Source organism: Streptosporangium sp. NPDC023615 (assembly GCF_040640155.1).
Lineage (GTDB): Bacteria > Actinomycetota > Actinomycetes > Streptosporangiales > Streptosporangiaceae > Streptosporangium.
On sequence record NZ_JBFABE010000007.1, the window covers coordinates 136,453 to 162,006 of the forward strand.

The 25,554-nt window shown below is 72.1% G+C and carries 26 protein-coding genes and 1 pseudogene; 16 read left to right on the plus strand and 11 right to left on the minus strand.

Translation table 11 applies throughout. The features are described from left to right. The first annotated feature begins 90 nt into the window (after positions 1–90). Entirely contained in the window at positions 91–666 is a 576-nt protein-coding gene (locus tag AB0G16_RS08265) for an HD domain-containing protein (RefSeq protein ID WP_362800582.1), read from the plus strand. 179 nt (positions 667–845) lie between these two features. Further along, a complete protein-coding gene (locus tag AB0G16_RS08270) occupies positions 846–1,682 on the plus strand; it encodes a hypothetical protein (RefSeq protein WP_362800584.1) in 837 nt (278 codons plus the stop codon). Between the two features lie 4 nt (positions 1,683–1,686). Here the strand turns inward: AB0G16_RS08270 and AB0G16_RS08275 are convergent, their stop codons facing one another. Beyond that, a complete protein-coding gene (locus tag AB0G16_RS08275) occupies positions 1,687–2,484 on the minus strand; it encodes a metalloregulator ArsR/SmtB family transcription factor (protein ID WP_362800587.1) in 798 nt (265 codons plus the stop codon). Between the two features lie 154 nt (positions 2,485–2,638). Then, positions 2,639–3,394 (minus strand): class I SAM-dependent methyltransferase, encoded by a 756-nt coding sequence (locus AB0G16_RS08280; protein ID WP_362800590.1) that lies wholly within the window; start codon positions 3,392–3,394, stop codon positions 2,639–2,641. Between the two features lie 72 nt (positions 3,395–3,466). On the opposite strand from AB0G16_RS08280, the gene AB0G16_RS08285 reads away from it, so the two are divergent. Continuing rightward, positions 3,467–4,036, plus strand: coding sequence for a CGNR zinc finger domain-containing protein (locus AB0G16_RS08285; protein WP_362800593.1), 570 nt, complete (start codon positions 3,467–3,469; stop codon positions 4,034–4,036). Positions 4,037–4,047: 11 nt separating this feature from the next. Here AB0G16_RS08285 and AB0G16_RS08290 read toward each other — a convergent pair whose 3' ends face one another. From AB0G16_RS08290 to AB0G16_RS08300, 3 genes are all read right to left on the minus strand, one after another. After that, the gene (locus tag AB0G16_RS08290; RefSeq protein ID WP_362800596.1) at positions 4,048–4,671 is read right to left on the minus strand and encodes a DJ-1/PfpI family protein; all 624 of its coding nucleotides are present in this window, start codon (positions 4,669–4,671) and stop codon (positions 4,048–4,050) included. After that, the gene (locus AB0G16_RS08295) at positions 4,637–5,695 is read right to left on the minus strand and encodes a DJ-1/PfpI family protein (RefSeq protein ID WP_362800602.1); all 1,059 of its coding nucleotides are present in this window, start codon (positions 5,693–5,695) and stop codon (positions 4,637–4,639) included. The genes AB0G16_RS08290 and AB0G16_RS08295 overlap by 35 nt, the downstream gene beginning before the upstream one ends. A gap of 247 nt (positions 5,696–5,942) precedes the next feature. Further along, entirely contained in the window at positions 5,943–6,896 is a 954-nt protein-coding gene (locus AB0G16_RS08300; protein ID WP_362800604.1) for an NADP-dependent oxidoreductase, read from the minus strand. Between the two features lie 216 nt (positions 6,897–7,112). Between AB0G16_RS08300 and AB0G16_RS08305 the strand changes: the two genes are divergently transcribed. Beyond that, positions 7,113–7,865 carry a neutral zinc metallopeptidase gene (locus tag AB0G16_RS08305; protein ID WP_362800863.1) on the plus strand — a complete coding sequence of 251 codons (753 nt, stop codon included), beginning with the start codon at positions 7,113–7,115 and terminating at the stop codon, positions 7,863–7,865. A gap of 192 nt (positions 7,866–8,057) precedes the next feature. Then, positions 8,058–9,197: a DUF3800 domain-containing protein gene (locus tag AB0G16_RS08310; protein ID WP_362800607.1), complete on the plus strand. Its 1,140-nt coding sequence runs from the start codon at positions 8,058–8,060 to the stop codon at positions 9,195–9,197. Here AB0G16_RS08310 and AB0G16_RS08315 read toward each other — a convergent pair. Together AB0G16_RS08315 and AB0G16_RS08320 are read right to left on the minus strand one after the other, a co-directional pair. Then, complete coding sequence (locus AB0G16_RS08315; RefSeq protein WP_362800610.1) at positions 9,194–10,228, minus strand: ion channel; 1,035 nt, start codon at positions 10,226–10,228, stop codon at positions 9,194–9,196. The two genes, AB0G16_RS08310 and AB0G16_RS08315, sit on opposite strands and share 4 nt — an antisense overlap. 146 nt (positions 10,229–10,374) lie before the next feature. Continuing rightward, the gene (locus AB0G16_RS08320; RefSeq protein ID WP_362800613.1) at positions 10,375–10,653 is read right to left on the minus strand and encodes a hypothetical protein; all 279 of its coding nucleotides are present in this window, start codon (positions 10,651–10,653) and stop codon (positions 10,375–10,377) included. 398 nt (positions 10,654–11,051) lie between these two features. Between AB0G16_RS08320 and AB0G16_RS08325 the strand changes: the two are divergent. Beyond that, a pseudogene (locus AB0G16_RS08325) lies at positions 11,052–11,279 on the plus strand (helix-turn-helix transcriptional regulator); the annotation flags it as partial. Here AB0G16_RS08325 and AB0G16_RS08330 read toward each other — a convergent pair. Together AB0G16_RS08330 and AB0G16_RS08335 are read right to left on the minus strand one after the other, a co-directional pair. Beyond that, the gene (locus tag AB0G16_RS08330; RefSeq protein WP_362800616.1) at positions 11,259–11,690 is read right to left on the minus strand and encodes a VOC family protein; all 432 of its coding nucleotides are present in this window, start codon (positions 11,688–11,690) and stop codon (positions 11,259–11,261) included. The pseudogene AB0G16_RS08325 and the gene AB0G16_RS08330 sit on opposite strands and share 21 nt — an antisense overlap. Positions 11,691–11,969: 279 nt before the next feature. Further along, positions 11,970–14,519 (minus strand): discoidin domain-containing protein, encoded by a 2,550-nt coding sequence (locus AB0G16_RS08335; protein WP_362800619.1) that lies wholly within the window; start codon positions 14,517–14,519, stop codon positions 11,970–11,972. Between the two features lie 327 nt (positions 14,520–14,846). Here AB0G16_RS08335 and AB0G16_RS08340 point away from each other — a divergent pair, with 327 nt between their 5' ends. Further along, complete coding sequence (locus tag AB0G16_RS08340; protein ID WP_362800622.1) at positions 14,847–17,036, plus strand: transglycosylase domain-containing protein; 2,190 nt, start codon at positions 14,847–14,849, stop codon at positions 17,034–17,036. Positions 17,037–17,214: 178 nt separating this feature from the next. Here the strand turns inward: AB0G16_RS08340 and AB0G16_RS08345 are convergent, their stop codons facing one another. Further along, positions 17,215–17,463: a hypothetical protein gene (locus AB0G16_RS08345; RefSeq protein WP_362800625.1), complete on the minus strand. Its 249-nt coding sequence runs from the start codon at positions 17,461–17,463 to the stop codon at positions 17,215–17,217. A gap of 303 nt (positions 17,464–17,766) precedes the next feature. Here AB0G16_RS08345 and AB0G16_RS08350 point away from each other — a divergent pair, with 303 nt between their 5' ends. The 4 genes from AB0G16_RS08350 (at position 17,767) to AB0G16_RS08365 (ending at position 20,145) form a co-directional block, all read left to right on the plus strand. After that, positions 17,767–18,198: an STAS domain-containing protein gene (locus AB0G16_RS08350; protein WP_362800628.1), complete on the plus strand. Its 432-nt coding sequence runs from the start codon at positions 17,767–17,769 to the stop codon at positions 18,196–18,198. Between the two features lie 101 nt (positions 18,199–18,299). Beyond that, complete coding sequence (locus tag AB0G16_RS08355; protein ID WP_362800631.1) at positions 18,300–18,974, plus strand: NUDIX domain-containing protein; 675 nt, start codon at positions 18,300–18,302, stop codon at positions 18,972–18,974. An 88-nt stretch (positions 18,975–19,062) separates the two neighbouring features. Next, positions 19,063–19,590, plus strand: coding sequence for a GNAT family protein (locus AB0G16_RS08360; RefSeq protein ID WP_362800634.1), 528 nt, complete (start codon positions 19,063–19,065; stop codon positions 19,588–19,590). 213 nt (positions 19,591–19,803) lie between these two features. Further along, entirely contained in the window at positions 19,804–20,145 is a 342-nt protein-coding gene (locus AB0G16_RS08365; RefSeq protein WP_362800637.1) for a hypothetical protein, read from the plus strand. Here AB0G16_RS08365 and AB0G16_RS08370 read toward each other — a convergent pair. Next, positions 20,055–20,555, minus strand: a complete 501-nt coding sequence (locus tag AB0G16_RS08370) for a barstar family protein (protein ID WP_362800640.1) — start codon at positions 20,553–20,555, stop codon at positions 20,055–20,057. The two genes, AB0G16_RS08365 and AB0G16_RS08370, sit on opposite strands and share 91 nt — an antisense overlap. 244 nt (positions 20,556–20,799) lie before the next feature. On the opposite strand from AB0G16_RS08370, the gene AB0G16_RS08375 reads away from it, so the two are divergent. From AB0G16_RS08375 to AB0G16_RS08395, 5 genes are all read left to right on the plus strand, one after another. After that, the gene (locus tag AB0G16_RS08375; protein ID WP_362800643.1) at positions 20,800–21,696 is read left to right on the plus strand and encodes an EamA family transporter; all 897 of its coding nucleotides are present in this window, start codon (positions 20,800–20,802) and stop codon (positions 21,694–21,696) included. After that, positions 21,693–22,316 carry a GntR family transcriptional regulator gene (locus AB0G16_RS08380; protein ID WP_362800646.1) on the plus strand — a complete coding sequence of 208 codons (624 nt, stop codon included), beginning with the start codon at positions 21,693–21,695 and terminating at the stop codon, positions 22,314–22,316. The genes AB0G16_RS08375 and AB0G16_RS08380 overlap by 4 nt, the downstream gene beginning before the upstream one ends. Positions 22,317–22,374: 58 nt before the next feature. Further along, a complete protein-coding gene (locus AB0G16_RS08385; RefSeq protein WP_362800649.1) occupies positions 22,375–22,725 on the plus strand; it encodes a hypothetical protein in 351 nt (116 codons plus the stop codon). 238 nt (positions 22,726–22,963) lie between these two features. Further along, positions 22,964–24,433, plus strand: coding sequence for a sugar transferase (locus AB0G16_RS08390; protein ID WP_362800652.1), 1,470 nt, complete (start codon positions 22,964–22,966; stop codon positions 24,431–24,433). Next, the gene (locus AB0G16_RS08395) at positions 24,433–25,500 is read left to right on the plus strand and encodes a glucose-1-phosphate thymidylyltransferase (RefSeq protein WP_362800655.1); all 1,068 of its coding nucleotides are present in this window, start codon (positions 24,433–24,435) and stop codon (positions 25,498–25,500) included. The genes AB0G16_RS08390 and AB0G16_RS08395 overlap by 1 nt, the downstream gene beginning before the upstream one ends. The last annotated feature ends 54 nt before the right edge of the window (positions 25,501–25,554 follow it).

A 25,554-nucleotide genomic window follows, 5' to 3' on the forward strand; every position in this document is an offset into this window, starting at 1 on the left:
GGACCACCGCGTCACCGAGGTCCGGCGGGAACCGGGGAGGGTCGTACGGGTCCCGCGCATGATCCACCGAGGGTGAGAGGGGACATGTCCATGGCGGAGGAATCGTCCGGGTTGACGGGCCTGATGTACGAGATGGGACTGCTCAAGCGCTACAAGCGCACCGGCTGGCTGGTCGCGGGCGTACGCGATCCCGAGAGCATCGCCGACCACTCCTTCCGGACGGCGGTCATCGCGAGCGTGATCACGGCGCTGGAGGGCGGCGACCCCGAGCGCGCGGCGTTCATGAGCCTGTTCCACGACACGCAGGAGACCCGCATCAGTGACATCCACCACCTCGGCAAGCTCTACCTGAAGGCGATGCCGAACCAGGAGGTCACCGCCGAACAGGTGCGTGGCGTCCCTCCGGTGGTGGCGCAGATGGTGGGCGGCGCGGTCGGGGAGTACGAGGAGCAGGCCACCCTCGAAGCGGTCTGCGCCCGCGACGCCGACAAGCTGGAATGCCTGATCCAGGCCATCGAGTACCGCGAGCAGGGACACCAGAACATCCAGCCGTGGATCGACAGCTCGCTCGCCGCACTGCAGACGGCCTCCGCGAAGCGGCTCGCGGACGAGGCGCTCGCCACGAACTCGCTGGAGTGGGTGAGACGCGTCCTGAACGGAGGCTGAGAGGCCCGGCGCCCGTCGTGGCGGCCGCGGGCCTCCACGTCTCCGGCGCCGGCCCCTTCCGCGGGCCTTCGGGCCGGTGAGTGGTACCCGCCGGTCGAGGGCCGCCCGTCCCCGGCGAGACGGCAACGTGATCTTCGGTCGAGAGGGTGTCCTTCTCTCCCGACGGTGAAGGACACCGAATGAAAAGGATCGTCGCCGGCCTCGTCGCGGGCCTCGTGCTGCTCACGCCGCTGCCGGCTCGGGCCGCGGCCCCCGACCCGGTCAAGGCGCTGCGTGCCCAGGTCGTCCCCGGCAGGGGGGTCAAGGTCTCGCTGGTCACCCACCTGTCGATGGACGGTGAGCGGTTCGCCACGACCCGGACCGACCGTGTCGCCGGGTTCCGCGAGGGCGGGGTGGTGGAGACGGACGACAGCAGCACGTTCTCCTTCCGGCTCGACGCCGGGGCGCTGAAGGGGCCGAAGGCGAAGGAGGCACGGGAGAAGGCGAGGGAGGAGATGAAGGAGTACACGCTCTTCCCGTCCCTGTTCATCAGGACCAGGGAGGCGACCTACGCCTCGGGTGGTGAGCTGATCGGGAGGCTGCCGCCGGGCAAGAAGTGGGTCCGCGGCTGGTCGGACGCGTTCAGCCCCGCGGACACCACCATCGACCTCCTCACGCCCGGCACACTGCGGGCGCTGCTCGCCACCGCCTCCTCCGTCGGCCCCCGCTCGGCCAGGGGCGCCATCCCCGTCACCGGGATCCCCGGCCGGCCCTTCGGTGGTTTTCCCGGAAGCGGCGAGAAGGCCGCCTGGGCGCTCTGGTTCGACGACAGGGGCAGGGTCACCCGCCTGACCGCCACGTTCTCCCAGCGGACGAACGACGACTACGTGCTCGGGAGCAGGTCCGACATCCGCTTCAGCGGCTGGGGCTCCAGGCTGACCGTCGAGTCGCCGCCCGAGCACCTGGTCGTCGAGGCCGAGGACCTTCCCGAGGCCGACGACCCGTTCGAGGAGGCCCCGGCGACGCTCAGGCGGTGAGCGGCTACGACCCCCGGTGGTCGTTCCTCGCCGTCTGCGCGGCCCGGGATTCCGCGTGCATCTCCCAGGGCGCCTGCGGCAGGACGTGCCCGGTCTCCAGGAGGGACTTGAGGTTGGCCAGCACGGCGGGCCATCCGAGGGAGATCGCCTCGTGGTCTTCCCTGGTGGCCAGGTTCTCGTGGGTGACGGTGAGGCGGACGATCTCGCCGTAGGGTTCGATCTCGAACGTGACCTGGGACGGCTCCCCGAAGGTCATCACCAGCCGCCTGGGCGGGGCGGTCTCCAGGATCGTGCCGACGACGTCGGCGACACCGGATCCGTCGGTGCGCCGGTGCTCCCAGGTGGAGCCGACCTGCCAGTCCGAGACGTTGCTGTGGCCCCAGTACTCGGCGGTGAGGTCGGCGTCGGTCAGGGCGTGCCAGACCTTCTCCGGGGTGCTCTGGATGTAGGTGACGTACACGTACGTCGGTATGTCGCTCATGTCCTGTTCCTCTGCTCGTCGTCTCAGGGCGCTCAGCGCTCGCAGACGTGGACGCTCGAACTTGTCGATCCACCGTTCCTGGATCTCGTGGAGGGGGACGGGATTGAGGTAGTGCAGCCTCTCCCGCCCCCGCCTGACCGTGCTGACCAGGTTGGCGGCCTCGAGGACGGCCACGTGCTGGGTCACCGACTGCCGCGCCATGGCGAGGTGCTCGCACAGCTCGCCCAGCGTCTGCCCGTTGTGCTCGTGAAGCCTGTCCAGGAGATACCGCCGGGTCCGGTCGGCCAGCGCCTTGAAGACCTTGTCCGTGTCCACATCCACGCGCACCATTATGCAGGTATTTACCTGCATGACGTCAAGCGGTCCTGCGCCCGCCGCGGAGGGGCCGGATCGGTCGCGCCCGCAGCGGGGAGGCCGGATCGGTCGTGTCCGCCGCGAAGGGGCGGATCGGGCGCGCTCGCCGCGGAGGGGCGGATCAGTCGCGGACGGCGCAGAGGAGCCGGTTGTCGCCGCGCTGCCACAGGGTGCCGACCTCGGTGAAACCGGCGCCGCGCAGGGCGTCGACGTGCGAGGAGAGCAGGGGGGACTCCGAGCCGTGATGGTCGGCGCCCGCGGTGGCGCGTGCGGAGTTGAGCTCGGCGAAGGCGGGGTCGGCCTCGACCGCGTCCCACCACTGACGCCAGTTCTCCGGGCGCCCTCCGGCGAACACGCGCTCGGTCGCCCTTTCGTGCACGGCGCGTTCGAGGCGGGCGATGGCGGGGGCGCTGTCGTCGGTCTCCATGTGGTCGCCGTTGAGCAGGAGCCCGCCCGGACGCAGCACGACCGCCAGCTCGGCGTACATCTTCGGAAGGTCGGATTCGGAGATCCAGTGCAGGGCGGTGGTGCTCACCGCGGCGTCGGCCGGCCGGTCCAGGCCCAGGGAGTCGCTCCATCCCGGTACGCGCAGGTCGAGGGAGACGAACCTGAGATGCGGGTAGGCGGCACGGCCGAGGCCGAGCAGCAACGGGTCCGCGTCGGCCGAGACCACCGTCGCCCCGGGCAGTCGCTCCACCAGGCGCGCCGACAACGAGCCGGGCCCGCAGCCGAGGTCGACGACCAGCGGGTCGGGGCGGCCCATCGCCTCGACGGCGTCGATCAACGCCGTGAAGCGCTCCTCGCGGTCGGGCATGTATCCCTCCTGCTGGCGGTCCCAGCGTGCGATCCACTCGCGTGCGGCATCGTGGGTGAGCACAATCGTTCTCCTGTAACTGTCGTATAAGCTTTCGGCAGTTACAAACTAAACCGTGGATGGGTAACTGGTCAAGTGGATTTCAACAGTCACACCGACGCGATCGTCCGGATGGCGGTGGGCCTGGTCAACGAGTTGACCCCCGGGGAGAAACGAGGCCGCGCCTTCCCGGCGCCGCGCGACCTCGTCACCGCCGCGACCGAGGGCCTGCGGACCGGTTACCCGGGTCAGCGGAGGGTCACCGAGGAGGAGGCCCGCGAGCTCGCGGGGACGGCGGCACGGCTGCGAACGGTCTTCGACGCCGTGACCGGGGGAGACATCGACGCGGCCGCCCTGCAGGTCAACGCCCTCCTTGACGAGACCCGCGCCCGGCCGTTGCTGGAGCGGCACGACGGAGAGCCCTGGCACCTGCACTTCCACGGCCGGGGTGTCACCGTCGCCGGCGACCTGGCCGCGAGCTGTGCCACCGGGCTCGCGATCGTGCTGGGGAGCGAGTTCCACGACCGTCTCGGCGTGTGCACGGCGCCGCACTGCGATCGGGTGTACGTGGACGTGTCACGCAACGGCACCCGCCGGTTCTGCGGCACCGCCTGCCAGAACCGCGTCAAGACCGCTGCCTTCCGCGCCAGGGGCAGGACCGCGTGACCCGTGAGGGTTCAGGCGTTCCTCAGCAGGGAGCGCACCAGCTCGGTGACCCTCGCGGGAGCGGTCGCCGGTGTCCCGGCGTCGAACGGCGGCCGTGGGGCGTACTCCAGCCCGAGCTGGATCGCCATGGCCGTCTCCTCGTCCGCCAGCAGGGACGCGAGGTGGAGGGCCATGTCGACACCGGCCAGCACCCCGCCCGCGGTGATGATCTTGCCGTCCGTGACGAAGCGTTCGTCGACCGGCCGTGCCCCGAACCCCGCGAGCAGGTCGCGGGCCACCCAGTGGGTGGTCGCCCTGACCCCTTCCAGCAGACCCGCCGCGCCGAGCGTGAGCGAGCCCACGCACACCGACGTGGTCCACGTGGTGGTCGGGTGGGCGGTCCTCACGTACCGGATCAGCTCCCGGTCGGCCGTGCTCCGCGTCACGTCCGTGGTGCCCGGCACCACCAGGACGTCGGGGGCGGGCAGCTCGTCGAAGGAGGCGGTGGCCGTCAGGGTGACCCCCTGGTCGGCGACGACGCCCGGCCGTTCGGCCACGAAGGTGACCGTGGCGCCGGGAACGTTGCGCAGGACGAAGTACGGCCCCAGGGCGTCCGCGGCGTCATAGCCCGCGTACAGGGGGATGGCGATCTGCATGTCGGTCCTCCATGGAGTGGAAGCGGCGCCGGTACTCTCCCGGCGAGATCGTGAGGTGGCGCCGGAAGACGCGATGGAGGGTCTCCGGTGTGCCGAGACCGACCCGGGCGGCGATCCGGTCGAGCGGCTCGTCGGTGCTCTCCAGCAGCCGCCTGGCCGCCGCGGTCCGCGCCCGCTCGACGTACCGCGCGGGCGTCATGCCGACCTCGGCCCCGAACACGCGGGAGAAGTGGCGGACGCTCGTGTTCACGTGTTCGGCGAGGGCCCGCACCGACAGGTCGGCCCCCAGGTGATCCTCGATCCACCCCTGCAGGTCGCGCAGCGGCTCGCGCCTCGGCGTCCGCGTGCTCAGCGGCGTGCTGAACTGGCTCTGCCCGCCCGGTCGTTGCAGGTACACGACCAGCCATCGGGAGATCTCCCTGGCCAGGTCGTGCCCGTGGTCGTGGGCGACGAGGGCGAGGGCGAGATCGATCCCCGAGGTGACCCCCGCCGACGTCCACACGTCACCGTCGCGTACGTAGATGCGGTCGGCGTCCACCAGCACGTTCGGGTGGGCGCGGGCGAGCATGTCCCCCGCGGCCCAGTGGGTGGTCGCCCGCCGCCCCTCCAGCAGGCCGGCCTCCGCCAGCAGCAGCGTGCCCGAGCAGATGGACCCGACGCGGCCCGACTCCCCGGCGAGCCTGCGGATCTCCGGGACCAGTGCCGCCGTGCCGTCCGGGCCGCCTGTGCCGTCCGTGCCGTCCGGGCCGCCTGTGCCGTCCGGGCCGTCCGGGCCGCCGGAGGCCGGAAGGCCGCCGACCACCAGCAGCGTGCCGATCGGCCCCTTGACGTCCGGTAGCGCCGTGTCGGCGGAGACGACGACGCCGGACAGGGAGCGTACGGCTCCCGCGCGGACGGCCGTGGTCTCCACCCGGTAGGCGGAGGCCGGGTCCAGCAGGCCGGCCGCGGAGAACACGTCGGCGGGACCCGCGAGATCGAGCAGTTGGAAGCCGTCGAAGAGGACGACGACGACGCGGTGCGGCATGCGGTCATCCTTGGCTCCCGCCGGTCATGGCCGCAAGGACACATGTCTTGCAGATTCGGCCATCGGGGTCGGGAGGGGGCGGGGAGCGGGCGGGCGCGGGAGCCGGGCGCGGGAGCCGGAGGGCGGGCGGACCGGCCTGTCGTCGGACCCGGCACGCGGCCCGTCGCGCCCTTCGGCCCGGCCGCCGGCGCCCGGACGGCCGAGGCGGTCCTCAGGCTCGGCCGGAGGCCGGCCCCCCGCCTGAGCCTCAGGAGACGACGGTGAGCACGATCTTGCCGGTGGTACGGCCGGTCTCGCCGCGTTCGTGCGCCCTGGCCGCCTGCTCCAGCGGGAGCACCGTGTCGATCTCGGCGCGCAGCCTGCCCGCCTCGGCCAGGGCGGCGATCGCCTTCAGCGCGGCGTGGTCGGGCTCCACGAGCATGGACTCGGCGCGGACGCCCGCCGCCTCGGCCTGCGCGCCGAACCCCTCGGCCAGGCCGGACAGGACGAGCGACACGATGACGCCTCCCTCGCGCAGGGTGCGGAGCGAGCGGGGGCCGTAGTCGCCGCCCATCGTGTCGAGCACCGTGTCGACGTCCCCGACCGCCTCGGCGAAGTCCACCTCCCGGTAGTCGACGAGCTCATCGGCTCCCAGGCCGCGCAGGAGGTCGTGCTTGGCGGCGCTCGCCGTGCCGATGACGTGGGCCCCGCGCGCCTTGGCGATCTGCACCGCGAGGTGGCCCACCCCGCCGGCGGCGGCGTGGACGAGCACCCGGTGGCCGGCCCGCACCGCCGCGACGTCCACCAGCGCCTGCCACGCGGTCAGCGCGGCCAGCGGGAGCGCGGCGGCCTGGACGTGGTCCAGCCCGCGGGGCCTGCGGACGAACGTCCGGGCGGGGGCGGTCACGTACTCGGCGAACGCGCCGTGGCCGTACGGGTAGCGCAGCATGCCGAACACCTCGTCGCCCGGCTTGTGGACGGCCGTCCCCAGGCCGACGGCCTCCACGACGCCGGAGACGTCCCAGCCGAGGACGAACGGCGGCCGTCCCAGCAGGCCGCCCGTGGCGCGGTGCTTCCAGTCGGTCGGGTTGACCCCGGCCGCGTGCACCCGTACCAGCACCTCGGTCGGGCCCGGCACGGGCCGCTCGCACTCCACCACCCTGAGCACCTCGGGGCCGCCCAGGACGTCCTGGCTGATGGCGCGCATCGTGGATCCGGTCATGCAACCAAGCATGCCAGCGGCCGGACCGGTCCCCGAGGCCGCCCCGGGGCGGGTCCCGGCAGGGACCGCCGGTGGCCGGTGGACGTCCCCGGGGCGAAAGTCGTACATACGGCGAGAATCGGCAAGAAAACCGCTCCACTCGAAGGTTTCGTGTCCCCTATGATGCCGATCATGCGTTTCCCCCCGCTTATGGCGATTTCTGTGTGTTTTTTGCTTGTGCTGTCAGGCACGGCTCACGCCACCGTCTCGGATCCGGCCCCCGGCGCCCGCTATCCCATCCGTGATTCGGTCCTGACCAAGAACAAGCTGTACCGGAGCGGTGAGCTCACGGCGAGCGAATGCCCGGAACGGGAGATCCAGGCGGGCAGCGTCCCCTCCGCCAAGCGGTACCTGACCTCGGTGCTGAACTGCCTCAACACGGCCTGGGGCGCCCATTTCAAGAAAGCGCGCATTCCGTTCTCCAAGTCCCGGATCGCGTTCAGCGTCAAGCCGAAGCGGTTCTGCGGGTACAAGTGGGAGAAGGACACCGCGGCGGCGTACTGCGGCCGTGAGCGGCGCTTCCTCGTCAAGCTGGACAAGGAGGTGCTCGAGGACCCCTCCGACCTGGTCCTCTTCTCGGTGGCCGCCCACGAGTACGGGCACCACGTCCAGACCATCACCGGGATGGAGCGCGCGTTCGACTACTACCCGTACAAGGGCAAGCGCGAGCTGGGCGAGCAGATCCGTCGTTACGAGCTGCAGGCCGAGTGCCTGGCCGGTGTCTTCATGGGCAGCGTCTGGGAGTCCCTGGACCGCACCGAGGAGGACTGGGAGTTCCTGCTCGAGGTCACCCGCGACAACGGCGACGAGAGGTACAAGTCCAACCACGGCAAGGGGCGCACCATCGCCACCTGGCTCGACAAGGGGTTCCGGGCCGCGTCGCCGGCGGCCTGCAACACCTGGCCGGTCCCCTCGTCCAAGGTGCGCTGACCCGCCGGCTCGCCGGGGGCGGACGGCCCCGCTCGGACCGGGCTCCGGTCAGGACCGTCCGTCCCGTGTCTCCGGAAGAACGCCGGCGGCACGGGCCGGGGCGGGTCGTGTCACGCCCCGCGCCGGGGCCGGCGGACGGGGCGGCTGAAAACCCTTTCCCGGAGCCGCGGGCGCGTTGGTATGGTGCCGGAAGTGGGAGACGATCAGGCACGTCCCGCGGGGACCGTGGGGGTCGCGTCCACCGGCGGGCCCCTGGAGATCGGCTGCGACGAGTCCGGCTCGGAGGGCGAGAAGCTCATCGGCGGCAACACCGACGTGTTCGCGCACGCCGGGGTGGGGCTGAGCGTCGCCGCGGCCGCCGAGTGCGTCCAGGAGACGCGGAACAGGATCCGCTCCCCGGCGCAGGAGTACAAGGCGAACCATCTTCTCCGCGAGAAGCACCGGGCCGTTCTCGAATGGCTGCTCGGACCGTCGGGGCCGATACACGGGAACGCGCACGTCCATCTGATCGACAAGGAGTTCTTCGCCGTCGGCAAGGTCGTCGAGTTCCTCGGGGGCGAGGGCGCCGGCGGGGCCGTCGACGGAGTGACCGGCGGAGTCGCCGGGGAGACCAACGGGAGGACCGCCGGGCCGGCCGGTCGGCCGGTGGGCACGGGCGCGCCCCGGGACCCGCGAGCCGGGGAGGCGGCCCTGATCCTGTACCGCGAGGGCCGGGACGCGTTCGGCGGACGGCGATGGGACGCCTTCCTGGAGGCGTTCAACGACCTGGTGCGGGCCAGGGTGCCCGCCGAGACGTTCCTGGGGGCGATGGACGCCCTGCGGCTCACCGGCGCGCGGGGCCCGGCCGCGGAGATCGTGGCCTCACCGGCCTGGACCGGGCCGGACGCGGCCTCCCTGCGGGCCCGGCTCTCGGGCGGCGCCGGGGCGATGCCGGCGCTCGACCCGCTGATCCCGGCCATCGTCCAGGCCGTCCTGCACTGGGGACGGGAAGGGCTGCCCGTCTCGATCGTTCACGACGAGCACTACGCGCTGACACGGGAGCGGATCGCGAGGCTCACGGGGACGCCGGGGACGCCGGGGACGCCGGGGACGCCGGGGACGCCGGCGGGGCGGCTGGCCGGCCTCAGGCTCGTCGACTCCCGGTCGGACCCCCGCGTCCAGGTCGCCGACTTCCTCGCCGGCGTGGCGCGCAGGATAGCGTCGGACGAGCTCAACGGCCGGGGTGACACCGTCCTGGTGACGTTGCTGCGGCCGTACGTGATCCCGTCCTCGATCTGGGGGGACCGCCGGAGCCGGCTCCTGCCCGCGCCCCCGCCGGCCACGGCCCCCTAGCCGGGCTCGCGCAGGGCCCTGGCGACCTCGGCGGGGGTGAGGCGGCGGGAGGCGACGTAGTAGAGCACGGCCCCCGTCGGCAGCAGGGTCTGCCAGCCCGGGTTGACCAGCAGGTTCTCGCCGTCGCGGGCGGCCAGCAGGGTGGCGCCGTAGCGCCGCCCGAGGGTGATCTGGCACCGCTCGACCGGGATCGCGCCCAGGGACTCGGGGAGCCGCAGCGAGTAGGTGTCGGCGCCGCCGTGGGTCATGAGCTGCGTGTAGACCTCCGTGATGCCCGGGTCCTTGAGCTCCTCGGTGATCATGTGAGGGCTGTGCCACTGGACGCAGCGCACCCGCTCGTCGACGTAGCGCATCTGCCGGATCCGGCCGAGGTCGCGCAGGGCGACGACCAGGTGGGCGCCCTCGGCGACGTGGTCCGCGGTGATCACGATCGCCAGCGCCTCGTTGTCGTCGCGGGCGTCGACCAGGACGCTGTGGGCCCGGTGCACCCCGGCCCGGCGCAGCACGCCGTCGTCGGTCGGATCCCCCCGTACGAAGGTGATGTCGCGGTCCGGCATGGGATGCGCCGGCACGTCGTTCCCGGCGCAGAGCACGACGCGGGTCGAGCCGTCGGCGGTCAGCTCCTCCACCATCTGCTCGGTCCGCCCGGGCGTGTAGCCGAGCAGCACGATGTGGCCGGAGACGTCCGCCGTGAGGGAGCCCTGCATCCTTCGTCCCTTCGCTCGTTCCAAGGTCGTCGACAGGCGGGTGAACACCGTCGTCAGCGTCGCGATGCCGCCGATGATGACGTACACGCCCACGACGTGGCCGAAGGCCGTCTCGGGGTACAGGTCGCCGTAGCCGACGGTCGCGGCGGTGACCACGAAGTACCACCAGTAGTTGGCCGGCTCGACGATCGAGCTGCCCGAGGGCTCGGCGAGCGCCATCAGGGGCCAGCTGGTCGCGAACACCAGGCTGAAGACGAGGACCGGGGTCCACCACGTCCCGAGCAGCCTGAACCTGACCAGCAGGCGGGCTAAGAAGATCGGCACGCTTCCTCCCGTCGGAGAGCTCGGGTGCCGTCACCTTAACCGGACAGAACCACCGAAAGGCGATTGGGTCCATGGATAGCTCCCGGATCGAGACATCGCAGGTGGGGAGGTGTGTCCCCCCCACCCGGGCCGGTGGCGGCCACCTCTCAGGAGGCCCTGCGCAGCCCGGCGAGCTGCAGCGCGGTGAGGCCGGCGACGGCCACCGCCTGCGCGATCACCAGGGCGGTCCCGAGGCCGGTCAGCGGGAACCAGCCGGCGACGAGCGACTCCACGCTCGCGATCACCCAGGCGACGTTGACGGCCATCGTGACGCCCAGGGCCGCCCTGCTCACCGCGGGCCGCGAGCCGAGCAGGAACAGGACCGCCGCGAAGGCGACCAGGAACGCCCCGGCCGGGTAGAGGAGGGCGGCGGGGAGACCGAACAACTCGCCGAGGACCGCGGCGGCGGCGACGTAGAGGACGCCGTTGGCGCCCGAGGCGATCGCGTCCGCCTTGAGGGGGCGGGGTCGCGCTCACGGAGGGGACGATCGACGACGACGCCCTCGACGGGCTGGGCGTGCCGGGCCGGACGTTCGCCGCCTCGCTGTGCCTGCCGCTGGGCCGTCCGGGCCGCCACGAGGAGATCGCCGGGCGGATCGTGGCGGACTGCCAGCGGAGCGGCATGATCGGCTGGCTCGCCATGGCGCTCCACGACCAGGGACTCGCCCAGGGGTGGCTGGGCCGCTACGGCGAGGCCAGGGCGACGCTGAACGCGGGGCTGCGGCTGGCCGCGGATCTGGGGCACGAGAACCGTCTGACCCACCTGACCTGCAGGGCCGGCGACCCGCTGAGCGTGCTCACCCCCCAGGAGCGCCACATCGTACGGCTGGCCGCCGAGGGCGCCTCCAACCGGGACATCGCCGCCCGGCTCTTCCTCAGCCCCCGGACCGTCGGCTACCACCTCTACAAGGCGTTCCCCAAGCTGGGCATCACCTTCCGCGCCCAGCTCGCCCGCCTCACCCGGCCGGCGCCGGGGGGCGGGACGCGCCGGTCAGGTGGCGAAGATCTGTGACTCGTCGGCGAACGCCTTGAACTCCAGGGCGTTGCCGGCCGGGTCGAGCAGGAACATCGTCCACTGCTCGCCGGGCCGCCCCTCGAAGCGCAGGTAGGGCTCGATGACGAACGCGGTCCCCGCGGCCCGGAGCCGGTCGGCCAGCTCGTGGAACCGAGGGACGTCCAGGATCAGGCCGAAGTGCGGGACCGGCACGTCGTGGCCGTCGACGGCGTTGTGCGCCCGCCGGCCCGGGGACGGGGCGAGGTGGGTGACGAACTGGTGCCCGCGCAGGTTCCAGTCGATCCAGGTGTCGGACTCGCGCCCCCGCTCGCAGCCCAGCACCTCGCCGTAGAACCGGCCCGCGGCCCGGAGGTCGTCGACGGGTACGGCCAGGTGGAACCGGGGGATCGACGCGTCGGCCGTGGTCATCTGCGCTCCTGCCTTCCGGGAGACCGCCCGCGCGTGGGGCGCGGGCGCTGCCCACATGGTAGACAGCGCCCGCTCTCGCGGGAGCGGGCCGCCGTCCCCGGGGCGCGAGGAGCGGAAACGCCCGTCGTTCCCGGGCGCGAGGAGCCGGAGCGTTCGTCGTTCCCGGGCGTGGAAAGGCCGTGGGCCCTCCGGGTGACGGAAGGCCCACGGCGCGGGGTGGGCGCCTGATCAGCGGGGAGAGCGCGGTTACCACCGCTGATCAGGCGGGCTCGTGGTCTCTCAGGGGTAAGAGACGATCTTGGACGGGATGGTCTCGACGCCCTGGGCGGGGCCGCCGACACCGTTGACGACGTGGTTGATCCGGCCGTTGCCGCCCAGGGAGACGGTGAGCAGGCTGTGGAACCTCACGCCCGGCTTCACCGGGGTCTCGAACGCGTTCTCCACCTCGATCGTCGGGTCGACGTTGAAGTAGACGTAGCTGCCCAGGCCCCAGCCCTCGTGGACGTCGACCGCCGGGCCGACCTTGTAGGCCGCCCATCCCTTGGTGCTGCCGTTCATGTAGGCGGCCTGGTTCGGCGGGTCGTAGGCCTTCTCGTTCTGGAAGAAGATCGTCCGGCCGCGCTCGCCGTACCACTCGACGTCGTACTTGCGGTAGTGCTCGACGAACAGGCCGGTGGCCAGGACGTCGTCGCCGTTGACGATCAGGCCGGTCTCGGCGGTGTTGACGTTCCAGCCGATGCCCTCGCCGTGGTCGCCGCGCCAGAGCCAGGTGTGGTCGATGATCACGTCGTCGCTGTTGATCACGACGCTGGTGGTGGCGTTGCCGGCGAAGGCGCCGCCGATGCGGACGAAGACGTCCTGCAGCGTGGTCGGGTTGGCGGCGTGGTCGGCGCCGGAGCCCTGCGGGCCGACCTCGATGAGCACGTCGGACTTCTGCGGGCCCGCGTCGACCAGGAAGCTGGCGAGCCTCACGCCGTCCACGTCGGCCACCTTGACCGCGCTGACCCCGTTGCGCGGGATGAGCGTCGCCAGGCCGAGTCCCAGGACCACGGTGTTCGCGCGGTTCACGGCGATCGGCCGGTCGAGGTCGTAGATGCCGGGGGTGAGCAGCAGGTGCAGGCCCTGGGCGAGCGCGGCGTTGATCCGCGCGGCCGTGTCGGAGGGCTTGGCCACGTAGAACTGCGACAGCGGGATCGAGGTGCCGGGGGTGGAGCCGTTCGCCCAGCTCACGCCGCGCGCGTTGGTCCGCTTGGCCGGGACGAACACCCGGTACTCGTTGCCGGAGACGTACAGGTACGGCTTCTCGCGGCTGATCGGCGTGGTGTCCAGCGTGGTGTAGGACTTGCCGAGGAAGTCGGTGGCGGGCGCGCCCTGGACGCCGGAGAACACCATGTTCCACACGCCGTTGACCCAGCCGCCCACGGAGCTGTCGCGGGTGTACCACTGCTGCTGGGAGTACGGGCCGACCGCGCCGTCGATCTTGCTGTCGGCGATGTAGCCGCCACTGGCCCAGCCGTAGCCGGTGGGCGCCAGGTTCAGCGCGCCCTTGATGTGCATGCGGCGGAACGGCGCGGCCTGGGAGACGGCCCACTGGTTGGTGCCGCCGGGCGGTTGCACCGACAGGTTCTCGGTCGAGCGCCAGAAGTTCTGGGTCGCGTTGCCGCCGAACCAGCCCGCGTCCACGGTCACGCCGTCGAGGGTGACGTCGTCGGGGTTCTGGCCCAGGCCCACGATCGAGGTGTAGAAGCCGACCTTGGCGTTCACCGGGTAGGAGCCCGGCTTGAACAGGAAGGCGTGCCGCCCGGTGCCGAACTGCGCCGACTCCTGCTGCTGGAACACGCTGTCCAGCCGGCTCTGGATGGTCGCGGCGGGCGTCGAGGGGTCGAAGACGTGGACGTTCGGGCCCAGGTCCCCGCCGCCGGGGATGACCGGGCCGTCGCCCGAGGTGGTGTGCACCGCGAACTCCCACAGTGAGTAGCCGTAGCCGGTGGCCCGCGCGGTGCCGAGCATCCGCACGTAGCGGCCGGAGCCGCTGACGTCGTACGACTGCGTGCCGCCGGTGGCGCCGGTGACCGACTTCAGGTCGGTCCAGGTGGTGCCGTCGGTGGAGGACTGGAGCCTGAAGGCGGACGCGTACGCGGCCTCCCAGCGCAGGTCGATCCCGCAGATGGTCTGGGTGGAGCCGAGGTCCACCCTGACCCACTGCGGGTCGGCGGCCGCGCTGGCCCACCGGGTGCCGGTGTCGCCGTCGAAGGCGGCGCTCGCCGGGGTGCCGGCGTTCTCCGTGGAGGAGGCGGTGGCGGCCCTGTTCAGGGCGGCGTTGGCGGTCCCGCAGCCGGGCACCGGGTCCGAGGTGCCGCTGTAGACCTGGAACTCCCACAGCGAGTAGCCGTAGCCGGTGGCCCGGGTGACGCCGAGCATCCGGACGTAGCGGCCGGTGCCGCTGACGTCCCAGGTGTCGATGCCGCCGTCGCCGCCGGTGACGGTCTTCAGGTCCGTCCAGGAGGTCCCGTTCGGGGAGACCTGGATCTTGTAACCGCTCGCGTGGGCGGCCTCCCAGTTCAGCACGACCCTGCTGACGGAGGTCGAGGCGCCGAGGTCGATCTGGAGCCACTGGGAGTCGGTGGCCGCGCTGGACCAGCGGGTCGCGGTGTCGCCGTCGACCGCGAGGGCCGGGCCGGTGCCGGCGTTCTCGGTCGAGGAGGCCGTCGCGGCCTTGCCCTGCGACACCAGTGTGTCGGCGAGGGCGGGGAGGGGTGGGGCGGCGATCAGGGCCGCCAGGACCGCCGAGGCGGTCCATAGGGCGGCGGGTCGGAACAGACCTCGCATGCTGTCTCCACAGTGGATCCGGGGGGTGGAAGGTCCAACGGCAGATGAGGCGCGACTTACGTGAGGCAGTAAATCAACGCTTATTTCTACACTTAATTTAACTTGTCTGAAACACTCGGTCAAGAGACCCGGGAGCCGGTCGGGCCGGGAGCCGCCCGCCCGGTCCACGTCGCCGGCGCGCTCCGCGTGATCCGCGCGCTCCGCGTGATCTGTGTCACCCACGCGCCCCGCGCGACCCACGCGACCCGTGGGGTCCCGTGGCTCCCGCGGCCGGGTAATAAGTGCGTCATGTAACGGAAGACCTTTTGAAGCCAATAACCTGATGCCATGGCAGAACGGGGTGAGGAGCAGCAGCAGGGGACCGCGCAGAAGATCGGACGCCTGATCGCCGTCGGGGCCGCGGCGGGCGTGCTGGTCGCGGGGATCGCGCTACCGGCCGTGGGGGGCGCGGGCCTGGGGATCGTGTCGGCGGCCAACGAGGTGAACCTCAAGCCGGAGGAGCTGATCGAGCCTCCGCCCGCGGAGGTCACGATCGTGCAGGACGCCCGGGGCAAGGAGATCGCGCGGTTCTACGAGGAGTACCGCGAGGTGGTCGGCCTCGACCGGATGGCCGACGTGATGAAGACGGCGATCATCTCGATCGAGGACGACCGGTTCTACGAGCACGGCGCGATCGACCTCGAGGGCACGGTCCGCGCGCTCGCCAAGAACCTGTCGACGGGCGGGGTGAGCCAGGGCGGGTCGAGCATCACCCAGCAGTACGTCAAGCAGGTGCTGCTCAACTCCGCCGACACCGAGGAGGAGCAGAACAAGGCGCTGGAGGCCAGCTACGCGCGCAAGCTCAACGAGCTGCGCCACGCGATGGCGGTGGAGGAGAAGTACTCCAAGGACCAGATCCTGGAGAAGTACCTGAACATCGCCTACTTCGGCGCGAGCGCCTACGGCGTGGAGGCGGCGGCCAAGCGCTTCTTCGGCGTGAAGGCCGCCGATCTCACCCTGCCGCAGGCGGCGACGCTGGCGGGCGCCGTGCAGGACCCCAACGCCACCGACCCCAACCTGGGCAAGAAGCAGCGCGCGCGGCTGCTGGAGCGGCGCAACGTGGTGCTGGACCGGATGGCGGAGCTCGGGAAGATCACCGAGACCGAGGCCGCGACGGCGAAGGCCACCAAGCTCGGCTACAAGGGGACGAGCCTTCCCGGCGGCTGCGAGTCCGGCAAGTACCCGTACTTCTGCATCTACGTCCGCAACGAGATCCTGAACAACTCCGACTTCGGCAAGACCGCCAAGGACCGCCTGAGGTTCCTCAACCGCGGTGGCCTGACGATCAGGACCACGATCGACCCGGCCATGCAGGCGGCGGCGGACAGGGCGATCAGGAAGTGGGTGCACGCCTCCGACCACCAGGTGGCGGCCGAGGCCCTGGTACAGCCGGGCACCGGAGCGATCAAGGCCATGGCGGCGAGCCGGAAGTACGGCAGGAGCAAGGCCAGGAACGAGATGTCGTACAACGTGGTCGCGGACGCCGCGCACGGCGGCGGCGTCGGCTTCCAGGCGGGCTCGACCTTCAAGACCTTCACGCTGATCGCCGCCCTGAACAAGGGCATGAAGCTGAACGACGGGTTCAGCGTCGGCGCCGGGTACACCGCGCCGAGCTACTCGGCGTTCAGGAACTGCGCCGGGGAGGCCGTCGGCGACCCGACGCACACCGTCACCAACGACGAGGGCTCCCCGGGCTGGAGGACGCTGCAGACCGGCACCTGGGGTTCGGTGAACACCTTCTTCATGACGCTGGAGCAGCGGGTCGGGCTCTGCGAGACGGTCAAGGTGGCCAAGTCGCTGGGCATCCACCGGTCCGACGGGCTGAAGCTCCAGGAGTACGAGACGTTCACGCTCGGCACCAACGAGATGGACCCGGTGACGGTGGCGAACGCCTACGCCGCGATCGCCGCCCGCGGCCAGTACTGCGCGCCGATGGCGATCTCCCGGATCACCGACCGCGACGGCAAGACCACCGTCTACAGGCCCAAGTGCCGCCGGGCGCTCGACCCCCAGGTCGCCGACGCCGCGGCCGAGGTGCTGTCGGGGGTGTTCACCAACGGCACGATGCGGGGCGTCGGCGGCATCGGGCGCGACGCGGCCGGCAAGACCGGGACCACCGACGGCTACGCCACCGCCTGGTTCGCCGGATTCACCCCGGACCTGGCCGGCGCGGTCAGCGTGGGCGACCCGCGCGGCTCGCAGAAGTACAAGCTGACCGGCGTCACCGTCGGCGGGCGGTACTACGGCTCGGTGGCCGGGGCCAGCATCCCGGGGCCGATCTGGAAGGACACGATGCTGGCGGCGCTGCGGAAGGTCGAGCCGAGATCGTTCACGCCGGTCGACGCGGCCCGGTTCGGCGGCTGCGGCGCGAGCTGCCGCCCCGCCCCGCCTCCCTCGCGGGACGAGGGGCCCGTCGACGGCACCGACGCCGAGGAGCCCGACAGCGGCGGGGAGATCCTCTCCGGCCCGGAGGAGTGACGCGGCGCCGGGGACGGCGGCCGGCCGGGGATCGACGTCCCCGGCCGCGCGTCCCCGGCCCCCTCTCCGTCCCGGCTCCGCGGCCGGTCCCGATGCCGGAGGTCGCCCCGGTACGCCGGGGCACGCCCGTGGTCCCCGGGCACGCCCCGGCGCCGGTCGTGGCGATCGCGCCGGTCCGTCAGTCGGCCCGGTTCCGGTTCCGTTTCGCGGGGGTCCGTTGATCCGCCTCGTCGGCCAGTTGGTCCTCGACGATGGCGCACCAGCGGTGCCAGCGCGCGAGGTCGAGGTGCTGGTCCACATCGCCCACGCCCGCGTCGGCCATGAGCTGGTGGCTGGTGGCCGCGGCCTCGTGGGCGTTGACCAGCGCGTGATGGCCATGGTTGGCGAGTGACTCGCTGACCGCCAGGTTCACGGCGATCTCTCCCATTGTCTTGGGTCGGCCCGAAAGTCCATCGCCGACCCCCTTCCCAATGAAGTCGTGGCTCTCCGGATCGTGGCTCATAGCTGCTGAGTGCCCCACAGACCCTAGATCTATCTGGGAGTTCCGATCCGATGTGGATGATTTCTGGACGCGGGCCCCCGGGCGGGCCGGCCGGTCGGCCCGCCCGGGACGGTACACCCAAGCCCAGGACGCGATTCGCTTACGGGCGTGTTGCAGTTGGCCGGAGAGTGTCTTCTCTCCAAGATCTTTAAAATAGCCTCGGCACAACCGGCGTAAGGATCGTGGAGGATGACGACGCGGCTTGATCTCTCGGTACGCAGGCACAGGGACGCCTCGGTGATCGCGCTCGCCGGTGAGCTGGACAAGCTGTCCAGCCCCCGGCTCCAGGACGTGCTGGCCGGGCAGCTGGACGGCGGGGCGTGTCACCTGGTCCTCGATGTCAGCGGCCTGAGGTTCTGTGATTCCACCGGCCTGTGGACGATGCTGGCCTTCCAGCGCCGCGCGGGCGCGTCGGGCGGCTCCCTGCGGCTGGCCGGCACCTACGGGGTCCTGGAGAGGATCCTGACCGTCACGGGCCTGACGGCCGCGTTCCCCATCGACCTCGACGTCTCGGCGTCGCTCCGGGCCGTGTCCCCGCCGGCCGGGAACACCGGGGGTGGGGACACGGGGGCCGGGAACATGACGGCACGGGACACGTCGGACGGGGAAATGCCGGGCTAGGGCAGACTTGTCGCCTGTGGGCCCCTCCCGGACCGGGTGGCGGGCCCGGCCGCCGGCCCGTCCGGTCGCGCGGCCCGCGGCCGAGGAAGGACGAGTGGACCGTGTCCGGAGAGACGCCCGGGGTGAACGTCCCGGACGGGCGGGGACGTACCGGCCTGGACAGGGCGGGACTGGATCTGACCGGTAACCCGCGGGTGCGGGTACGCGAGGTGGAGCTGCTCTCCTCAAGCTGGTACGTGCTGCGCAGGACGACGTTCGACTACCGGCGCCGGGACGGCGGCTGGAGCACCGAGCGCAGGGAGACCTACGACCGCGGCAACGGCGCGACGGTCCTGCTCTACGACGCCGAGCGGGCGACCGTCCTGCTGACCAGGCAGTTCCGCTACCCCGTGTACGTGAACGGTCACCCGGACGGGTTGCTCGTCGAGACGGCGGCCGGTCTGCTCGACGACGACGACCCCGAGACCGCGATCCGCAGGGAGGCCGCCGAGGAGACCGGGTACGACATCGGGGAGGTGGAGCACGTCTTCGACGTCTACATGAGCCCGGGATCGGTGACCGAGCGCATCCACTTCTTCGCCGCCCCGTACCGGGCGGACCGGAGGATCTCCGACGGAGGCGGGCTGGCCGACGACGGCGAGGACATCGAGGTGATGGAGCTGCCCTTCACCAGGGCGCTGGACATGATCTCCTCGGGGGAGATCGCCGACGCCAAGACCATCATGCTGCTGCAGTGGGCGGCGCTGTCCGGCCCGTTCTCCGGCCGGGACAGGTGAGCGGGCCGGGCGCCCTTCACGCGCAGGCCGTTCTTCGCACGCCGGGCCGTTCTTCACGGGCCGGGCGCCGGGCAATACCCTGCACGGCATGACCGAAGTGGACCTGCGAGCGTGGCGGCCCGACGACGTGCCGGTCGTGCTCGACGCGTTCGGCTCCCCGGACATGGCGGATCAGGCGGCCCGGCCCATCGACACCACCTGGGCGGCGCTGGAGTGGATCGGGGTGTGGGGGTTCCGCGACGACGCGCACGCGTTCGCCGTGGTCCTCGACGGCCAGGTCGTGGGGAACGTGGCGGTGAGCGGTATCGACGCGCACGAGACCGGCTGGGTGTCCTACTGGACGCTCCCGCGCGCCCGGGGACGCGGTGTGGCCGTGGCCGCGACCCGGAGGCTGGCCGAGTGGGCGTTCCGGGAGCGCGGGCTGTTCCGCCTGGAACTGGGACACCGGCTCGGCAACGCGGCGTCCTGCGCGGTGGCCACCAGGTCCGGGTTCCTGCCCGAGGGCGTCGAGCGGGCCAAGCTGCTCCACGAGGGCGCCCGCTACGACGTGGAGCGGCACGCCCGGCTCGCCACCGACCGGGTGGTCCCGTCCGGGCGTGAGGGACGCGATCGGTAGGGGCGGGGCGAAGTCCTCACCCCGATCGTGTGCTTCCGGCCGGCCGCGACCCCTCGCGCCGTCGCACCACACGGTCAACGGGAGCCAAAAGAACAACACCGGTCACTTACCAACAGACATGCACATAATTCCCTTTAGCGGGATTTATCGTGTCCTGCAGAAGCGGAACCATCGCCTCTCCGGGTACGTCTCTTCTTGAGGAGGGAGGCACCGATGCAAAAGATCGCGGATCTGATCGGAGCCGAAGCCGAGCGGGCAGGACAGGCGGCACTGGCGCGCGGTGGCGAGCTGGCGAGGGCGGGAGCGGTCCAGCTGGTCCGGTTCGGCCCGGCGCTGGTGACCGCCGAGGTCGACGACGGCGCCGCGTGCGTGGAGTTCCGCCTCGTCGAGGAGGCCCTGCGCCGGTACTGCAGCTGCCCCGAGGGGCGGGAGGGCGTCTTCTGCGCGCACTGCGTGGCGACGGCTCAGTCGGTCAGGATGAGGACGGAGAGGAAGGACTCCCCGGGCGCGTCGTCGGCCACGGCGTCGGCGAGAACGGTCCGGACGGCCTCGTAGGCGGGCCGGTCCGCCGCCCTGAGCGCCGACGGCTCCGTCCAGACCAGCAGGTGCTCGCCCGGCGGCAGCCACGACAGGTCGGTCAGCACGTCGTAGAGGGCGGCGAGGTTGTGCCCGAAGTGGTCGGGCAGGTCGAGGGCCCCGGCGATGGCGTCCATCGCCTCGGCGGAGGTGGTGATCCTCACGCCGTCGAGCCGGTGCACCGTGACGGTGCCGATCATGGTGCCGGTCGCCGTGCCCGCGGCGGTCCCGGCCGCGCCACCCGAGACGGCCTCGGCCGCGGTGCCCGGCGCGTCGCCCGCCACGGCGCCGTCCATGCGGTCCATGCCGTCCATGCCGTCCGGCGGGGCGCCGCCGAACGCGGCGCTCACCTCGCTCGCCGGCCCGTGCCGGAACGTTCCCCTGGGCATCCCGATCACCCGGTCCCGTCGCCGGCCCGCCGGGGGCCGCTCCCGTGCGTCCCGGCCGCGAGGGCGCCGGTCAGGACCGGCTCGGGCAGCGCTCGGCCGGGCCGCGGGTTCACCCTGTTCCTGGGATGTCTCACCTGGCCGAACTACCCGCCACCGTCGCCGGGAAAACCGGGGGACGGTCCTGCCGGGGATCCCGGGCGACATCTCTTGTCTGGTTGTCAGACAATCTGCCTACAATCGAGCCGTGAGAATCGCCGTGATCGGAGCCGCCGTGCTCTGGGGGACCGCGGGGACGGCGGGCGCCCTCGTCGCCGGGGTCGACCCCGTCTCCCTGGCCGCCGCCCGCCTGGTGGTCGGCGGCCTGGTGCTCGCGGCCGTGACCGCCCCGGTCCTGCGACCGGCACTCGCCCCCGGCGGCCCCCTCCGCGCGCGCCCGGGCGCGCTCGCCGCGGCGACGGTGGCCGTGGCCGCGTACCAGCTCTGCTTCTTCGCCGCGATCGGCAGGACCGGGGTGGCGGTCGGCACGGTGGTCGCCATCGGCAGCGGCCCGGTCTTCACCGGCCTGCTGTCCTGGCTCCTCGACGGGGTCAGGCCCGGCCGCCGCTGGGCCGGGGCGACCGCGGTGGCGATCACCGGTTGCGCCGTGCTCACCGGCGGCGGCGGGCAGGTGCGCGCCGACGGCGTCCTGCTCGCCCTGCTCGGCGGCCTGCTGTACGCGTTCTACGCGGTCACCGCGGCGCGGGCGATCGGCGCGGGGGCGCCCTCGGACGCGGTGATGGGCCTGATGTTCGGCGGCGCCGGGCTCGTCATGGTCCCGGTCCTGCTGTGGACCGGCACCGCCTGGCTCGCCGAGCCGCGCGGCCTGCTCGTCGCCCTCTACCTGGGCTGCGCCACCACCGCCCTGGCCTACCTGCTGTACGGCAGGGGCCTGCGCACCACCTCGGTCGCCGTCGCCGCCACCCTCGCGCTGGCCGAACCCGCGGTGGCGGCCCTGCTCGGCGTGGCGGTGCTCGGCGAGAGGCTCACGCCCGCCTCGGCCGCCGGGCTGCTGCTGCTCGGGATCAGCCTCGTCGCGGTCGCCCGGCCGGAGAGGGGAACGACCGGAAGCGGCGGGCGAACGGCAATAGGGTCGTCGGCGTGACCCTGCCGCTCCGTCCCGTCTCCGCCGTCGGCGCGCTCGCCGACGCCCTGCGCCGCCGGGTGCTGTCCGGCGAGATCGCCCCGGGCACGCCCCTGCCCGAGCAGGAGCTCTCGGCCCTGTACGGGGTGGCCCGCCCGACCGTCAGGGAGGCGCTCGCCGTGCTCGTGCACGAGGGGCTTCTGCGGCGCGAGCGGCACCGCAGCGCCCAGGTGGCCGAGGTGAGCGTGGCCGACCTGGACGACCTCATGTTCGTCCGGCGTCCGCTGGAGGACCTGGTGGCCACCACGCTGGCCGGACGGCGGGTGGCCGAGGCGGACGCGGCGCTGGCCCGGATGGCGGCCCTGCCCGCCGACGCCCCCTGGTCGGAGGCGGTGGCCGAGCACATGGCGCTGCACCAGGCGCTGGTGGTCGCGGTGGGCAGCCCGCGCCTGGAGCGGCTCTACGGCGTGCTCGCCGCCGAGACCAGGCTCGGCCTGGTGCGGCTGCGCGAGGTCTACTCCGACCGGCACGTGCTGGTCGCCGAGCACCGGAGCCTGCTGGACGCGATCGGCCAGGGTCCCCCGGAGGCCGCGAGAAGGGCGGTCGCCGCGCATCTCGACCATCGCTGGGGTGATGGATAGCCATCGATGTGCATGGCTCTATTGCACGCGGAGCCCGGGAGTCGTCACAATCGCGCCCATGCACGGCAACTCAGTGCCGGACTCCTACGTGTACGTCACCGAAGAAGGCGTGACCCGTCACTACGCGGACGGCAGCGTCGACGCCCTCGCGTGGGAGGACGTCGTCGAGGTGCGCGTGACGGAGGAGCCGGACTCCGACATCCTGTACATCCTCCTCGACCGGCGGGGCCAGGGGTGCGTGGTGCCCGGCTCGGCGACCGACGCGACCTTCCTCGCCCGCCTCCGCTACCTCCCCGACTTCGATCTCGACCGGCTCGGCGCGGCGGTGGGGGCCGCGCGCGGCGATTACGTCGTGGTCTGGCGCAGCCCCGACCCCCCGGCACCGCTGCCGGATTTCGAATACGACTAATTTGTAATTAGTTCCAATATGGAATGGTCGAGCTACACGTTTGGACCGTTCCGTCAAGATGCTCTCTTCGCTGCTCTTAGGCCAATAGTGGACATGTGTCGCTATTCCCCTGCTCAATAGTGATCACTAGGATTTCCCTGGTATCTGAGCTTCTGGCTTATTAAAGATGCGGTTGACCGCTGAAATGTGATGCGCGGTGATTCGCGTAACCGTGTCGGGGCATCGTGGGCGAGGTGGCATGAGAGCGGAAACCGAGGAGCTCGCCCTCGGGCTTCTCAAGGGCCCGGTGCGGACCTCCTCCAGCATCTGGACACGCTCCTACGTCCGCATCCTGCTCGCCGGGGACGTCACCTGCTCGGTCGTCGCCTGCGAGACGGTGCTGGGGACCCGGCTCTGGCTCGGCGCGTTCATCCCCGAGGCGGAGGCGCTGCTCGGGCTGGGGCTCGCCCTGATCTGGCCGCTCGCCCTGGCGGCGGGGGGCGCCTACCGCAGGCGTACGCACGGCGAGGGCAGCGACGAGTTCCGCGCGGTCTTCAACGGCGCGGCCGGCCTGACCGCCGCCGTCGCGATCGGCGCCTACGTCACCCAGACGCCGATCGCCCGCAGCTTCGTCATGGCGATGTTCCCGCTGGCCTGCGTCCTGACCGTCGCCTTCCGCTACCGGATGCGCAAGCGGCTGCACCACAGGCGCGCCCGGGGCGACTACATGCGCCAGGTGGTCGCGGTCGGGCACCGGGAGTCCGTGCTCGACCTGGTCATCCAGCTGCGCAGGCAGCCGCACCACGGCATGACGGTCGTCGCGGTCTGCCTGCCCACCGGCTCCGGCCCGGCGGCTCCCGGTCTGACGGAGGTCGACGGCATCCCCGTCCTGGGCGGCTTCTCCGACGTCCCCACCGTGGTGGCCCGGGTCGACGCCGACGCCGTCGCCGTGCTGGCCTGCCCCGAGCTGGACGGCGTCGCGCTGCGCAGGCTGGCCTGGGGCCTGGAGGACGCCCGCACCGACCTGTTCGTGGCGCCGGCGCTCATGGACGTGGCCGGCCCGCGCATCAGCATCAGCCCGGTGGCGGGGATGCCGCTGCTGCACGTCGAGCACCCCGACTTCCGGGGGGTCAGGCGCCTGACCAAGAGCCTCTTCGACCGGGTCGCGGCGCTGCTGGCCCTGCTGGCCCTGGGCGTGCCCATGCTGGTCATCGCCACGCTGATCCGCGCGACCAGCCCCGGACCCTCCCTCTTCCGGCAGGTCAGGGTGGGCAAGGGCGGCGCGGAGTTCCGGGTGGTGAAGTTCCGCACCATGGTCGCCGACGCCGAACGGCTCAGGATCGACCTGGAGGGCGAGAACGAGGTCGACGCCGTCCTGTTCAAGATGAGGAACGATCCAAGGATCACCCGCGTGGGCGCCTTCCTGCGCCGCTACTCCCTCGACGAGCTGCCGCAACTGCTCAACGTGCTGCGCGGTGAGATGTCGCTCGTCGGGCCCCGCCCGCCGCTGCCCGACGAGGTCAGGCAGTACGGCGCGGACGTGCGCCGCCGCCTGGTCGTCAAGCCCGGCATGACCGGCCTGTGGCAGGTGAGCGGGCGCTCGGACCTGACCTGGGAGGAGTCGGTCCGGCTGGACCTGCGCTACGTGGAGAACTGGTCGCTCTTCCTGGACCTGCAGATCCTGTGGAAGACCTGGAGCGCCGTGACCGGCGGGGAAGGGGCGTACTAGTGAAGGCGCTCGTGCTCGCCGGCGGATCGGGCACCCGACTCCGGCCGATCACCCACACCTCGGCCAAGCAGCTCGTGCCGGTGGCCAACAAGCCGGTGCTGTTCTACGGCCTGGAGGCGATCGCCGCCGCGGGCGTCCGCGAGGCCGGGGTCGTGGTGGGCGACACGCACGCCGAGATCGAGGCGGCCGTCGGCGACGGCAGCGCGTTCGGCCTGGAGGTGACCTACATCCGCCAGGCCGCGCCGCTGGGACTGGCCCACGCCGTGCTCGTCTCCCGCGACTACCTGGGCGACGAGGACTTCGTCATGTACCTGGGGGACAACTTCATCGTCGGAGGCGTCAGCGACCTGGTCGGGCGGTTCGCCCGCGAGCGGCCCGCCGCCCACATCATGCTCACCCGGGTCGGCGACCCCCGGCAGTTCGGGATCGCCGAGCTCGACGCGGCCGGCCGGGTGGTCGGCCTGGAGGAGAAGCCCGACGTACCCAAGAGCGACCTCGCGCTGGTCGGCGTCTACCTGTTCACCGCCGCGATCCACGAGGCGGTGGCCGAGCTCAAGCCCTCCTGGCGCGGGGAACTGGAGATCACCGACGCCCTGCACTGGCTGATCACCTCCGGCCGCCGGGTCGAGTCCACCGTCATCTCCGGCTACTGGAAGGACACCGGGAACGTCACCGACATGCTGGAGGTCAACCGGCTGGTCCTGGAGTCCCTGGAGCCGAGGGTGGACGGCCGGGTGGACGCCGCCAGCGAGCTGATCGGCCGGGTGGTCGTCGAGGCGGGCGCGAGGGTGGAGCGGTCCCGTATCGTCGGCCCCGCCGTCATCGGCTCGGGCGCGAGCGTCCTGGACAGCTACGTCGGCCCCTTCACCTCGATCGGGGCGGGCTGCACGGTCAGCGGCAGCGAGATCGAGTACTCCATCGTCCTGCCCAGGGCGTCGATCGCGGGCGTCTCGCGGATCGAGGCCTCCCTCATCGGCCACGACGTCGAGGTCACCCCCGCCCCCGCCACGCCCCGGGCCCACCGCCTGGTGCTGGGCGACCACAGCAAGGTCCAGATCAGTTCATGACGACATCCGGCGGGACACGCGGGGCGACCCGCCCGCGAACGCGCGGAACCCCGC